Source organism: Acinetobacter sp. AOR18_HL (assembly GCF_027855145.1).
Classification (GTDB): domain Bacteria; phylum Pseudomonadota; class Gammaproteobacteria; order Pseudomonadales; family Moraxellaceae; genus Acinetobacter; species Acinetobacter pittii.
Map to the genome: position 1 here is coordinate 1 of NZ_JAKTIG010000006.1, position 13069 is coordinate 13069.

The following is a 13069-nucleotide window of genomic DNA, read 5'->3' on the forward strand; positions in this document are numbered from 1 at the left end:
TGTGCAAAAACTTACGGCGGTGAAGCGAAAGATTACTCACAAATCGACTCAGCACCTGAAGAAAAAGCACGTGGTATTACAATTAATACTTCACACGTAGAATACGATTCTCCAATTCGTCACTACGCGCACGTTGACTGCCCGGGCCACGCCGATTACGTTAAAAACATGATTACTGGTGCTGCTCAGATGGACGGCGCGATCCTTGTGTGTGCTGCGACTGACGGTCCAATGCCACAAACTCGTGAACACATCCTTCTTTCTCGTCAGGTTGGTGTACCTTACATCATCGTATTCTTGAACAAGTGTGACCTTGTTGATGATGAAGAATTACTTGAATTAGTAGAAATGGAAGTTCGTGAACTTCTTTCTACTTATGACTTCCCTGGTGATGACACTCCAGTTATCCGTGGTTCTGCGCTTAAAGCGTTGGAAGGCGATGCTGGTCAATATGGTGAGTCTTCAGTTCTTGCTCTTGTTGAAGCGCTTGACTCTTACATCCCAGAACCAGAACGTGCTATCGACAAAGCATTCTTAATGCCAATCGAAGACGTATTCTCAATTTCTGGTCGTGGTACTGTAGTAACAGGCCGTGTAGAAGCTGGTATCGTTAAAGTTGGTGAAGAAGTAGAGATCGTTGGTATTAAAGATACAGTTAAAACAACTGTAACTGGCGTAGAAATGTTCCGTAAACTTCTTGACGAAGGCCGTGCAGGTGAGAACTGTGGTATCTTACTTCGTGGTACTAAGCGTGAAGACGTACAACGTGGTCAAGTACTTGCTAAACCAGGTACAATCAAGCCGCACACTAAATTCGACGCAGAAGTATACGTACTTTCTAAAGAAGAAGGTGGTCGTCACACTCCATTCTTAAATGGTTACCGTCCACAGTTCTACTTCCGTACAACTGACGTAACTGGTGCAATCCAATTACAAGACGGCGTTGAAATGGTTATGCCAGGCGACAACGTTGAAATGTCAGTAGAATTAATCCACCCAATCGCAATGGACCCAGGTCTACGTTTTGCGATCCGTGAAGGTGGTCGTACTGTAGGTGCTGGTGTTGTTGCGAAAGTAACTGCATAATCACTTTCAGTGAAAAAAAGCGCTCTTTTTAGAGCGCTTTTTTTATATTTAATTGTCTAACAATCACTATAAAGGCTGGCCCTAACTGATATTTCAATGTCCTTATTTCGCCTTAATCCTTTTTATTAACTTTGTATGATAAGAATCAAGAAAACGAACAATAAAGTTTGAGTAACCAGGGTTACTTACTAAGGAGTTTTGGGTATGAATGCTAAAGTGAATATTACGAATCGTGCAGGCGCAAGCTTTCCAGTACGTCGTATGAATTTTGACTTTAATGATGTACCAGAATATTGGATGAATGGTTCTGCTGGACTCACACATTTTATGACTGCATTGTCAGCATTGTTTCCGGCTGGTGAGAAATTCTTTATAGATAGTGTACGAGCAGTACGTTATCACCCAGCTATTAAAGATGATGAAGCGCTCCAAAAAGAGATTAGTGCTTTCATAGGGCAAGAAGCAATGCATACTCAAGAGCATGTAAACTTCAACGCTTCTGCTCAAAAGTTTGGTCATGATGTAGAAACGTTAGAGAAATTTACCGATACGGCAATTCAAACAGCAATTAAAACTTTTGTAAAAATTGTCAAACCTTTCGGTATGACAAAAGAAATGGTTGATTTGACTGCTACAACGGCTCTTGAGCATTTTACCGCTACTATTGCTTCGCAATTATTGGTCAATAAGCACATTCAAGAGCTTATGACAGATGAGACAATGTCAACAATGTGGTATTGGCATGCGATTGAAGAAAATGAGCATAAAGCCGTAGCTTATGATGTGTACGAAGGTGTGTTTGGTAAAGGCATAAAAGCTTATGCGTTACGAACCAGTTCTTTGGTATTTGCTATGACTTTAATCTTTTTAATCCAGTCATCCTTTGTGCTTCGTTTATTAAAGCAAGACAACAAGTTGAATTTAGATGAACTATCAGTAATTTATAAATACGGATATAGCCCATCTAAAGGTATTATTAGTGGTATGGCTAAAGAAATGTTAGCTTACTTTAAACCTGGCTTTCATCCAAATGACCTAGATACTGTTGGGCTATTGAAAACATGGAAAGCAAAATTAGGTTTATAGATTTAATTCATGATTTATAAAGAGCCCGATAGTGGCCCTTTTTATTTTTCTATAACTATTTTAAAGAGATCATGGAGCAGATATTGCACCTTTATGTGTCTATGAATGACCTCATCTGATATTTCTCTGTCCTCATCTGCACTTAATTGGTACATCGAAAGACGTATGATTATAAATATTAAGAAAATAAATAAAGTTATATGTGAATTAGCTATTCACTTAAAAGGAGTCTGAGATGAATGCTAAGGTAAATATTTCCAATCGTGCTGGCGCTAGTTTCCCTGTGCGTCGTATGGATTTTGAATTTGCTCAGGTCCCACGTTATTGGGCAAATTATGATGCAGCATTAACACATTTTATGACAGCATTATCGGCCCTTTTTCCAGAAGGTGAGCAGTTCTTTGTAAATAGTACGCGTGCTGTTCGAAATGATCCAAAGCTTGCTGATCCAGATCTTCAAAAAGAAATTAGTGCTTTTATTGGTCAAGAAGCGATGCACTCCAAAGAGCATTTAGCATTTAATGCTTCAGCACAGGCTTATGGTTATGATGTGCGCCATATGGAAAAGCAAACAGGAAAAGTCATTAAGATGGGTACAGCTGTTGTAACCAAATTAATGAAACCTTTTGGCTATACCAAAGAAATGATTGATTTGACTGGAACCTGTGCTCTAGAGCATTTCACATCGACCATTGCAGCTGAACTTTTACAAAACCCTGAAATTCAGGCCATGTTCCAAGATGACACCATGTATCATTTGTGGATGTGGCACGCAGTTGAAGAAAATGAACATAAAGCTGTGGCATTTGATGTGTATACAAGTATGTACGGACAAGGTCCGAAAGCTTATTTTATGCGTTCAACAGCCTTGATTATTGCAATGGCATTAATCTTTGCAACGCAGTCTTATTTTACTGCTAAGTTACTTAAGACTGATGATAAATTAACTTGGAAAGATACGAAATACATGCTTAAGTTCATGTATGGTCGTAAAGGTTTTATGACTCGTCAAATTCCAGAGTTACTTGATTTTTTAAGACCAAAATTTCATCCAAATGATTCTGATACCACAGCATTGTTGGCAACTTGGCGTGAAAAATTAGGTCTTTAACAAATACTGAAAAAAGGGACAATTCAATTGTCCTTTTTTTTTTGCTCGTTTTTTCTTGGGAAGTTTTTATAATACGCACTACTTTAGAATCTTCATTGCGTTGAAACTCATGATTCGTATTATGCAAAACACTGATGTGGATATTGTTGTTCAAATTGAAAAATCAGTTCAGACCCATCCGTGGTCAAGACAGCAATTTATTGAATCTTTGAATTCTTATCAATGTACAGTGATTGAGTCACAAAACAGAGTGGTTGGGTTTTGTATTTTACAGCCTGTTTTAGATGAAGCTAATTTGTTACTCATGGCAGTTGATCCTAAAATGCAAGGGCAGGGTTTAGGATATGAGTTATTAAGTGCATCAATTGAAAAATTGGAAAATCAGCCAGTACAAATCTTTTTAGAAGTTCGTGAAAGTAATAAAGCCGCTATTGGTTTATATGAAAAAACAGGCTTTCACCAAATTGATCTGCGTCGCAATTATTATCCTACCCAAGATGGTGGGCGGGAAGATGCGGTCATTATGGTAAAAACCTGTACAGATGATTTCGCATCTTTATTTAATGATTAAATTATTCCATTCAGAAGGTAACGTTGTCATAAGAGAAGTACCTAGCTGTTGAATTTCCTCTGGTGACAATGATCGGTTTAAACGACGCCATTGTCCATCAAGTAGAAGTTCTAAAGGTGTATATTGCGATTTATAGTTCATTTTAGCTGAATGAGGCACCCAATAGCCTAAATAAAGGTACTCTAAACCGAGCGATTTCACATATTCAATTTGGTTAAGAATAGAGTAAACACCAAGTGATCTGCGATGCTCATCGGGATCAAAAAATGTATAGACAGCTGATAGTCCATCATCCATTAAATCACAAGTAGAAACGCTAATGAGCCGATTGTCTTTCCAAAGCTCAAGAAAAAAACTATCTGTGCAGCTATGTACTAAAAACTTTTCAAACTGGTCTAAGCTCGGCGGAAACATATCACCATCTGCATGGCGTTCATTAATATAGCGTTCGTATAAATCATAATGAATTTGTGCTGCTTGCCGCGTAGGTAGAACAGTCATGGTGAGATCTTGATTTCGTTTCCATGCTTTTTTTTGCATGCTGTTCATTTGAAAATCGGCAACTGGAACACGACAAGACAGACATTGTCTACATAAATGACATTCAGGGCGATAAACAAAGTCACCACTACGGCGAAAGCCTAAACGAGAAAGTTCTGAAAGAGTGACCACATCAATTCGATGGATGGGATCTAAAAACACCATGCGTGCTGATTTATTTTCTAGATAGCTGCAATCATGAGGTGGAGTAATATAATACTGCAGATCATTTAAAAGGGACTTCGGGTGATATGATTTCATGATTGGTCCCTCCTGTTATCATTCCATTAATTTTGCATCTAATGCTATTGTTTTACTTGAAAATACACGTTCTTGATACTTTTTCCAATTGATAGAGGGGTGAATAATTACATCTTGTAACGATTTTAAGTAGTCTTGACGAGAAAGTGTACTGGCTCCCAGACTAATTAAGTGACTGTTTACGAGTTGGCAGTCTATCCATGGTAGCTGATTTTCTTGTCCTATGAGCATTAATGTATAAAAAGCCATTTTTGAAACATCCGTTTCGTTGCTAAACATTGACTCACCAAAACATCCTTTACCAATCGTAACACCATATAAACCTCCTACAAGCTCCTCTTGTTGCCATACTTCAATACTGTAACCATAACCAGCATTAAACATCTCACAGTAGCCTTGAATAATATCTTCACTAATCCATGTTTCGTCTGCATAACTTCTTGGCAAAGAGCAAGAGCGAATAACTTGTTCAAAGGCATGATTAACCGTAATTGCATAACCATGTTTTTTCATATTTCTTAGTAATGACTTGCTGGGCTTGTAGTTTTGGGGGTAAATCACACAACGAGGTTCTGGGCTCCACCAACAAATAGGCTCATCTTCATTAAACCAAGGAAAGAGACCATGGGTGTATGCTTCATATAGGGTAGAAGGGGAGAGGTCCGCTCCAATACAAATTAAACCATGACCCTCTGGATCGGCTTCAATCGGGTCAGGAAAAATGAATTGGGAAAGTGGAAGTGTATTCATAAAAATAAAATAAGATGAGCTTTAAGGTTATGCTATAAAAATTAATATATGTCAGCTAGTCATTATTCTAAAAAAAACAGCCGTTATAAGAACGGCTGTTTTAAAACTCTAGAAATCTATTAATTAAAGATTATCTAGATATTTTTCAGCATCTAGAGCCGCCATACAGCCAGACCCAGCAGAAGTAATCGCTTGGCGATAAATGCTGTCAGCGACATCACCAGCAGCAAAAACACCAGCTACAGAAGTCGCTGTTGCATTACCAGAGGTACCGCTTTGCACTTGGATGTAGCCATCACGTAGGTTTAACTGGCCTTCAAACATTCCAGTGTTTGGCTTGTGACCAATTGCTACGAACAGACCATGAACCTCTACGTCTTGCTTAGAATCATCTTGAGTTGATTTAAGGCGAACACTGGTTACGCCAGTATTGTCACCCAATACTTCTTCAACTTCGTGGTTCCAGATAATGCTGATTTTGCCTTCTTTTTCTTTGGCAAATAAATGATCTTGCAAAATCTTTTCAGAACGTAAAGTATCACGGCGATGTACTAACGTTACATGTGAAGCAATATTTGATAAATAAAGTGCTTCTTCAACAGCGGTGTTACCACCACCAACAACCATTACTTTTTGGTTTTTGTAGAAGAAACCATCACATGTTGCACATGCGCTTACACCTTGACCCATAAAGTTTTGTTCAGACTCTAGACCAAGATATTGAGCTGTAGCGCCAGTTGCAATAATTAAAGCGTCACATGTGTACTCTTCCATATCACCTTTTAAAACAAAAGGACGTACACTTAAGTCCACTTCGTTAATATGGTCATAGACGAGTTCTGTACCAAAGCGTTCAGCATGTGCTTGCATACGATCCATTAATGCAGGACCTGTTAAACCTTCAGGATCGCCCGGCCAGTTGTCAACTTCGGTTGTTGTTGTAAGTTGCCCACCTAGTTGTAAACCTGCAATTAAAGTAGGTTTAAGGTTTGCACGCGCTGCATATACTGCTGCACTATAGCCCGCAGGGCCAGAACCGAGAATAATTAACCGAGAATGACGAGCACTCATTGAGGGTATCCTTATTTATTTCGAGAATTTTGAAAATTATACGTGAATTTGCCGATCAATAGCGTTAAATCAATGTGGATAATATTGATCAGGTCAATCGAATTAAGTTATATAACAATATAGAAGTGCCTTATGTTAACAACAACTGTAAAGAATCATGCACCTTTTTTGTAAGAACAGGTGCATAATATAAAGTTCATTCGTTGAAGATCTAAAATGTAGTTCTTCACATCTCTAAACCAATAATTAAATGGGTTACAGGACAGTATATGACTGCGGTGTCAAGTGTTTATGCACAGCGCTTATTGATGACATTATTCTTGGTTTCTTTTGGTATTTATATGTTTCTGGCAACAGTAACATATACACCATTTGACCCGGGCTGGATGCATATTTCCAGTGATACTCAGCAAGTATCCAATGCAAGTGGTATTGCTGGCGCATGGATTGCAGATTTGCTGTTTGGTTTTTTAGGATGGGCAAGTTTGCTTATTCCAATTTTCCTTTTCATTGAAGCAATTCAGGTTTGGTGGCCACGTAGTTTCCTAAACCGCCCATTTCGTTATGCTGCACAATTCTTCTTAATTCTAGTTGTATCTAGCTTACTTTATTTACATTGGAATGTGCCGGCAGATACTTTAGATAATGCAGCTGGGGGAATTATTGGTTATGAGTTAGGTCAAAGCCTATCTCAATTGTTAACAATTTACGGTGCGACCTTATTTTTGCTGGTTTTCGGGGTAGTCTTGTTTACACTTGCATTTGGGGTGCAATGGAGTAAAACATGGGTTACGCTCAAAGCGACACCAAGTTATTTACAAGATTTATTTTATAAGAACGTATCTCCGAATGAATCGGATTATGACTTAACAACTCAACCTGCCAACAAAGCAGCCGCGGTTAAAGTTGCTGATAATGCAGAGACGAATGCGAATGCTTCAGATGAGAAAGAAGCATCAGTTCAATCTGAATCAACTCAACCGCAATCTACCACAACGCGACATGATGCGGTTGCTGAGCGCTTATTTGCAGATGTGCTAGCGAAAGAGCAGAGCCGACCTGAACCTGTTGCAGATACACCAGTTGCAAATACTCAGAACTTTGAGCATACGCTTGAACAGGCCCATAAACTTGAACGAGATAGCCAACGTTTAGTTGCGACTGGCGAAGTATGGCGTGCTTTACAGCGTGATGATGCGAGTCATAAGCAAGAAATTGATGCGCTTTTAAGAGCTGCTGATGATTCGACAGAGATAGAACAAGTTCCTACTCATGAGCAATTTCAGCAAACAATTTCTCAAGTAAATCAAAATCAACCATCATCTAAACAAGACTTACATGGTCTTGATTGGAATGATGATGAGATTTTTGATGAGTTGCTTGCCGCGGTTCCAAACAGTAAAACTGCAACAGATGTGCATACACCATTTGTTCAAGATCACCATATAGAGACGGAACCAACTTCGCAATCTGTTAATATTGCGAACGAAACATCTTCAAATATTTCAAATTTAAATCAATCACCTAAAAATTTAGCAAACGAACAAGTCTTTGAAGATTTTGATGATTTATTAATAGATGAAGACATTGCTCCAGCTGAACCTGTAAGAGCAAGTAGTTATGCGCAATCTTCAGCATTTGTAAAAGCTCCTATCCAAACGACTATACAGGCCGACAAACTTTCAAAAGAAGAGTTTATTGAGGCTTGGCAGGAGACTGCTGGGAAACCGCAGGAAAATTCTGATTTTGATGAAGACGATTTCGATTTTGATGCGCCGTTAACAGATGCATCAGGCCGCCCAATGTCTCGTGCAATGCAAGTTGCCAAAAAGCGTTTGGATTTGCCAACTTTACCAGGTCTTGATTTACTCGATAAGGTTGATCCAAATAAGAAAGTCAACTTTACTGAAGAGCAACTTTCACGTTTGTCTGAATTGCTTGAAATTAAATTGCAAGAATTTAACGTAAAAGCTCAAGTAGTAGAGGCTCAACCAGGACCAGTTGTAACTCGCTTTGAGTTAGATTTGGCACCCGGTGTTAAAGCTTCTAAGGTCACGAATATCTCGCGTGACTTGGCGCGTTCAATGTCGATGGCATCTGTACGTGTGGTCGAAGTCATTCCTGGTAAACCATATATTGGTATTGAAGTGCCAAACAGTGCCCGTGAAATGGTACGTTTGATTGAGTTATTGGAAACACCAACATATCGCGACCCAAGTGCATTAATTAGTATGGCGATGGGTAAAGATATTTCGGGTAACCCTGTACTCACTGATTTGGCGAAAGCACCGCATATGTTGGTTGCTGGTACGACAGGTTCTGGTAAGTCAGTTGCAGTAAACTCGATGATTTTATCGATGTTGCTTAAATATACGCCTGACCAACTACGTTTAATTCTAATCGATCCAAAACAGCTCGAACTTGCAAACTATAATGATATTCCACATTTATTAACTCCAGTCGTTACTGACATGAAAGATGCGGTAAGTGCGTTAAACTGGTGTGTGAATGAAATGGAACGTCGTTATAAACTTATGTCGTTCTTAAAAATTCGTAAATTAAGTGACTATAACCGTAAAGTTGAAGAAGCGATTGCGAATGGTGAAGACTTAATTGATCCGACTTGGAAGCCAAGTGATTCAGCGACACAAGAACGTGCACCTCGTTTAACGCCATTACCATCTATTGTCATTGTTGCGGATGAGTTCGCCGACATGATTATGCAAGTGGGTAAAAAAGCAGAAGAAATGATTACCCGTTTGGCGCAAAAATCTCGTGCTGCTGGTATTCACCTATTGCTTGCAACTCAACGTCCATCTGTTGATGTTATTACCGGTTTGATTAAAGCCAATATTCCAACGCGTGTAGCACTACGTGTAAATAGTAAAATTGACTCGCGTACTATTTTGGATGCTGGTGGAGCAGAAGACTTGTTAGGTCATGGTGATATGCTGTTCTTAGGACCAGGTAAAATTGAGCCGGAACGTGTGCATGGTGCTTTCATTAGTGATGATGAAGTAAACCGTATCTGTGATGCTTGGCGTGAGCGTGGCGAACCAGATTATATTGATGAAATCTTGACACCATTTGATGAAGAGCCAGCGTCACGTGGCTTTGAAGAGGGTGAAGGCGGTTCTGACCGAGATGCACTTTATGATCAATGTGTGTCATTCGTATTAGAAACTCGAAAAGCATCTACATCTTCGCTACAGCGCAAATTTAGTCTTGGTTATAACCGTGCTGCTCGTATTATTGATCAAATGGAAGAGAACGGCATTGTGAGCTCAATGGGTCCTAATGGTAAGCGGGATATTCTAGTTTAAGACAATACAATTTAAGCCTCTTCGGAGGCTTTTTTATAACTTAAATAAAGTGAACCTATTTATAAATGACTTAAAGATTTTATCGTCTAGTAAAAAAATGCTAATGTATTTTCCCTAAATAAATAACAATGAATTAAATTAGGAGAAAGACATGCTATTAGCTCTGATTACTTTAGCCTTTATTCACTTTTGCGCACTTATTACTCCCGGGCCTGATTTTTTCCTTGTATCTCAAACTGCCATTAGCCGGTCTCGTAAAGACGCTATGCTGGTCGTTGCTGGTATAACGGCGGGTGTTATGTTTTGGGCGTGCTTGGCACTGATGGGATTAAATCTTATATTTGAGAAAATGGCTTGGTTAAAGCAAGGATTGCTCATTGCTGGTGGCTTATATCTATGTTGGTTGGGCTATCAGATGCTACGTTCGGCTTTTTCAAAAAATGAGCAAGAGGGCAATGTTGCTGTTGAGCTCCCAAAAGCACCTTACTTATTTTTTATTAAAGGTTTGATAACCAATTTATCAAATCCAAAAGCTGTTATTTATTTTGGTAGTGTTTTCTCTTTATTTTTAGCTAATCCTCAACTTGATCAAGTTCACTGGCTACTCTTTATTATTGTAACAGTCGAGACAATTTTATGGTTCTGCTTTGTGACTTTTATTTTCTCGTTACCAAGTTTTAGAGCAGCTTATCGTAATTTTTCAAAATGGATTGATGGTATTTCGGGTGGTATTTTTACCGTATTTGGTATTTTCCTGAGTAAGCGTCCGCTGAATCCCATACCAATTTTTTAATTCGATTTAGGTTTCCAGCAGTGTGGCAGTAACTCTTCAATCTGGGTCACTTTATGTGTCGGTAGCTTTTTCAGCACATCACTTAAATAGGCATACGGATCCAAGCCATTCAGCTTTGCTGACTGGATTAAAGTCATGATATTTGCCGCTCGCTGTCCACTGCGCAGCGAACCTGCAAACAACCAGTTCTTACGGCCCAATGCCCAGGGACGCATTGAGTTCTCTGCCCAGTTATTGTCAATGGGTAGATTGCCATCATCCAGATAGCGGCTTAAGGCTGGCCAACGCTTCAGACTGTAATTGATCGCCTTGGCGGTTGGAGAACTCGATGGCACCGTCAGATCATGTTGGTTGAGCCATTCATACAGTTGTTGCCTCACCGGTTGGCTGTGCTGTTGTCGGTATTCGCGGCGGTGTTCTGCTGTACTATCGGTCTTTTTCCTGAGTTCTGCTTCTATGGCATACAGTTTCTGAATCAGCACTAATGCCTGTTCAGCGATCTGACTTTTCCCGGTCACATGCAGTTCATGAAATTTACGACGTGCATGTGCCATGCAGCCCACCTCAATGACATCGCCTGATTTAAAGCGTGCTTTATAACCACTGTAATCATCACAGACCAGATGGCCCTGCCAGCCATTCAGGAACTCTTCTGCATGCTGACCTGAACGGCTATCCTGAAAGTCATAGATCACCGCTTGAACTGGATTGTACTGTGTGGTGGCATAGGCCCAGACATAACCTTTCTTCGGTTTTTTCTCATTCTCACCCATCCGCATAATGGTGACCGGCGTTTCATCGGCATGGATCACCCGCTGTTGCAGCACCACCTGTTTTAAGGCATTGGCCAGAGGTTCCAGTTCCACACCGCAGCGACCAATCCAGTCAGATAACGTGGATCTGGACAGATCAATGCCCGCCCGCTGATAGATCAGGCGCTGACGGTACAGCGGTAAATGATCGGCATACTTCGATACCAACACATGGCTGAGCAGTTCAGGTGAAGCAATGCCTTTATCAATCACATAGGCTGGCATCGCTTGCTGAGTCAGGGTGTCGCACTGATCACAGACCCATTTGCCACGGATATGCTGTTCCTTATAGAACTGTGCCGGTCTGAAATGCAGTTTTTCACTGACATCTTCGCCGATACGCCGGAGTTGGCATCCACAAGCACATTGGGTTGATGCAGGTTCATGCTCAATACGGATGGTGTGTAGATGATCTGGCAGTGGTCGACGTTTAGGTTTATTGACTGTGGCTTTGTGTGTCACTGCATCGGTTTTATCTGCATTCAGCCGCTCCAGTTCTAGATCAACCGCGGCAATATCTTCTTCAACCGCTTCATCCCACAGATGGATTTGTTTTGCCGTTAAGTGTTCATTCTTTTGGGCGAATTTGTGCTTTTTAAACAGCGCCAGTTCATGCTCGTATTTTTGAGTGAGAATAGAAAGATGTTGAACTTTGGCATCCAATTGCTGGTTTGATTTTTCTAACTCTTGATTTGATTCTGCCAGAGACTGATGCTGCATTGCCAACTGTCTGGTGAATTCCAGCAGTTGTTCATGGGTCAGTTGGCTTAAGTCAGGCAGCGTATTCATGACCGCAGTATGCCTGAGGTCATGAGAAGAATGAAATAGAACGTTTGGAGAATAGCAGAATGGAACAGTCTGGTTTAAAGCATCGTCACCACCTGCTGTCGTCCAATGCGCTGCCAAGGTAAACCCTGGATCAGTGCCTGTAACTGTTCCGGACTTATCGCCATGCTTTCACCCTGGTGAACCTGCGCCCAGTGGAATTTTCCCTGTTCCAGCCGCCGGGCACACAGCCAGATGCCCAGTCCATCATGTACCAGCACTTTCATGCGATGGCCACGTTTATTACAGAACAGGTAAGCACAATGCGGTTTGATGTAGCCAAAGGCTCTCACCACCTGAGCCATGACAATATCCATCCCTGCTCGCATATCCAGAGGTTGGGTAGAAAGCCAGATTTCATCAATGCGGATCATGTTGCAAGTGCCTTGAGTAATTCTGCTAAAGCAGATATTTCTGATACTTGCCATTTCAAGCCAATTTCTGCTTTTGAGTGGGGTAAAGTAATTTGAACCTTTAACATGTCAGTAGGAGTAGGATCTAATGGTGCAGAGCAAGATAAGGCAATAAATGCAGGTTTATTCGGTAGTGGTGAGCGATCATTCCCTGGCTTAGCATCAATTAAGCGAATCCATTTGGATACAAGATTTGTATTCAATCCATGTTGCAAAGCGACCGAAGCAATTGAAACGTCCGGTGCTTTACAAGCCTGAACGATCTGCTGTTTAAATTCAGCACTGTATGTTCTTCGTTTTTTCGCAAGAGATGCGATGGATGTCTGGTGATTTGTAGTCATAAATTTTAGTCCCCACTTGTTTTTAAGTGTGGACTAAATTAAGGCTTATAGGATGAATTCAGAAGGTGTGTTCAGCGGACGCTTAC

At 40.4% G+C, this 13069-nt stretch carries 12 protein-coding genes; 6 read left to right on the forward strand and 6 right to left on the reverse strand.

The features are described 5' to 3' along the window. The 4 genes from tuf to rimI form a co-directional block, all read left to right on the forward strand. A partial coding sequence (tuf, locus tag MKL51_RS01870) for an elongation factor Tu (protein WP_032063212.1) occupies window positions 1-1086 on the forward strand: 1086 nt, incomplete at its 5' end. A 204-nt stretch (window positions 1087-1290) separates the two neighbouring features. Further along, window positions 1291-2172: a metal-dependent hydrolase gene (locus MKL51_RS01875; protein WP_002121792.1), complete on the forward strand. Its 882-nt coding sequence runs from the start codon at window positions 1291-1293 to the stop codon at window positions 2170-2172. A gap of 235 nt (window positions 2173-2407) precedes the next feature. Then, on the forward strand, window positions 2408-3283 hold the full coding sequence (locus tag MKL51_RS01880) for a metal-dependent hydrolase (protein ID WP_002121736.1): 876 nt from the start codon (window positions 2408-2410) through the stop codon (window positions 3281-3283). A 109-nt stretch (window positions 3284-3392) separates the two neighbouring features. Next, window positions 3393-3854, forward strand: coding sequence for a ribosomal protein S18-alanine N-acetyltransferase (gene rimI / locus MKL51_RS01885; RefSeq protein WP_005803163.1), 462 nt, complete (start codon window positions 3393-3395; stop codon window positions 3852-3854). On the opposite strand, the gene MKL51_RS01890 is transcribed toward rimI, so the two are convergent. The 3 genes from MKL51_RS01890 to trxB form a co-directional block, all read right to left on the reverse strand. Next, the gene (locus MKL51_RS01890; protein WP_004703325.1) at window positions 3840-4655 is read right to left on the reverse strand and encodes an arginyltransferase; all 816 of its coding nucleotides are present in this window, start codon (window positions 4653-4655) and stop codon (window positions 3840-3842) included. The genes rimI and MKL51_RS01890 overlap by 15 nt on opposite strands. A gap of 18 nt (window positions 4656-4673) precedes the next feature. Next, entirely contained in the window at window positions 4674-5405 is a 732-nt protein-coding gene (aat, locus tag MKL51_RS01895; protein WP_005803161.1) for a leucyl/phenylalanyl-tRNA--protein transferase, read from the reverse strand. Window positions 5406-5528: 123 nt separating this feature from the next. Next, a complete protein-coding gene (gene trxB, locus MKL51_RS01900) occupies window positions 5529-6476 on the reverse strand; it encodes a thioredoxin-disulfide reductase (protein ID WP_005803159.1) in 948 nt (315 codons plus the stop codon). 269 nt (window positions 6477-6745) lie between these two features. Here trxB and MKL51_RS01905 point away from each other — a divergent pair, with 269 nt between their 5' ends. Together MKL51_RS01905 and rhtC are read left to right on the forward strand one after the other, a co-directional pair. After that, window positions 6746-9799: a DNA translocase FtsK gene (locus MKL51_RS01905; protein ID WP_005803157.1), complete on the forward strand. Its 3054-nt coding sequence runs from the start codon at window positions 6746-6748 to the stop codon at window positions 9797-9799. A 151-nt stretch (window positions 9800-9950) separates the two neighbouring features. After that, window positions 9951-10592: a threonine export protein RhtC gene (rhtC, locus tag MKL51_RS01910; protein ID WP_017481330.1), complete on the forward strand. Its 642-nt coding sequence runs from the start codon at window positions 9951-9953 to the stop codon at window positions 10590-10592. Here rhtC and MKL51_RS01915 read toward each other — a convergent pair. From MKL51_RS01915 to tnpA, 3 genes are all read right to left on the reverse strand, one after another. After that, on the reverse strand, window positions 10589-12193 hold the full coding sequence (locus MKL51_RS01915; protein ID WP_017402503.1) for an IS66-like element ISAba46 family transposase: 1605 nt from the start codon (window positions 12191-12193) through the stop codon (window positions 10589-10591). The two genes, rhtC and MKL51_RS01915, sit on opposite strands and share 4 nt — an antisense overlap. A 74-nt stretch (window positions 12194-12267) precedes the next feature. Then, on the reverse strand, window positions 12268-12603 hold the full coding sequence (gene tnpB / locus MKL51_RS01920) for an IS66 family insertion sequence element accessory protein TnpB (protein ID WP_004832949.1): 336 nt from the start codon (window positions 12601-12603) through the stop codon (window positions 12268-12270). Next, window positions 12600-12983 (reverse strand): IS66-like element accessory protein TnpA, encoded by a 384-nt coding sequence (gene tnpA, locus MKL51_RS01925; RefSeq protein WP_004646130.1) that lies wholly within the window; start codon window positions 12981-12983, stop codon window positions 12600-12602. The genes tnpB and tnpA overlap by 4 nt, the downstream gene beginning before the upstream one ends. Between the last annotated feature and the right edge of the window lie 86 nt (window positions 12984-13069).

Excerpts from the sequence above, each read along its gene's own strand:
- MKL51_RS01875 (WP_002121792.1), top strand. The coding sequence starts at position 1,291 with ATGAATGCTAAAGTGAATATTACGAATCGTGCAGGCGCAAGCTTTCCA.
- MKL51_RS01880 (WP_002121736.1), top strand. The coding sequence starts at position 2,408 with ATGAATGCTAAGGTAAATATTTCCAATCGTGCTGGCGCTAGTTTCCCT.
- rimI (WP_005803163.1), top strand. The coding sequence starts at position 3,393 with ATGATTCGTATTATGCAAAACACTGATGTGGATATTGTTGTTCAAATT.
- MKL51_RS01890 (WP_004703325.1), bottom strand. The coding sequence starts at position 4,655 with ATGAAATCATATCACCCGAAGTCCCTTTTAAATGATCTGCAGTATTAT.
- aat (WP_005803161.1), bottom strand. The coding sequence starts at position 5,405 with ATGAATACACTTCCACTTTCCCAATTCATTTTTCCTGACCCGATTGAA.
- trxB (WP_005803159.1), bottom strand. The coding sequence starts at position 6,476 with ATGAGTGCTCGTCATTCTCGGTTAATTATTCTCGGTTCTGGCCCTGCG.
- MKL51_RS01905 (WP_005803157.1), top strand. The coding sequence starts at position 6,746 with ATGACTGCGGTGTCAAGTGTTTATGCACAGCGCTTATTGATGACATTA.
- rhtC (WP_017481330.1), top strand. The coding sequence starts at position 9,951 with ATGCTATTAGCTCTGATTACTTTAGCCTTTATTCACTTTTGCGCACTT.
- MKL51_RS01915 (WP_017402503.1), bottom strand. The coding sequence starts at position 12,193 with ATGAATACGCTGCCTGACTTAAGCCAACTGACCCATGAACAACTGCTG.
- tnpB (WP_004832949.1), bottom strand. The coding sequence starts at position 12,603 with ATGATCCGCATTGATGAAATCTGGCTTTCTACCCAACCTCTGGATATG.
- tnpA (WP_004646130.1), bottom strand. The coding sequence starts at position 12,983 with ATGACTACAAATCACCAGACATCCATCGCATCTCTTGCGAAAAAACGA.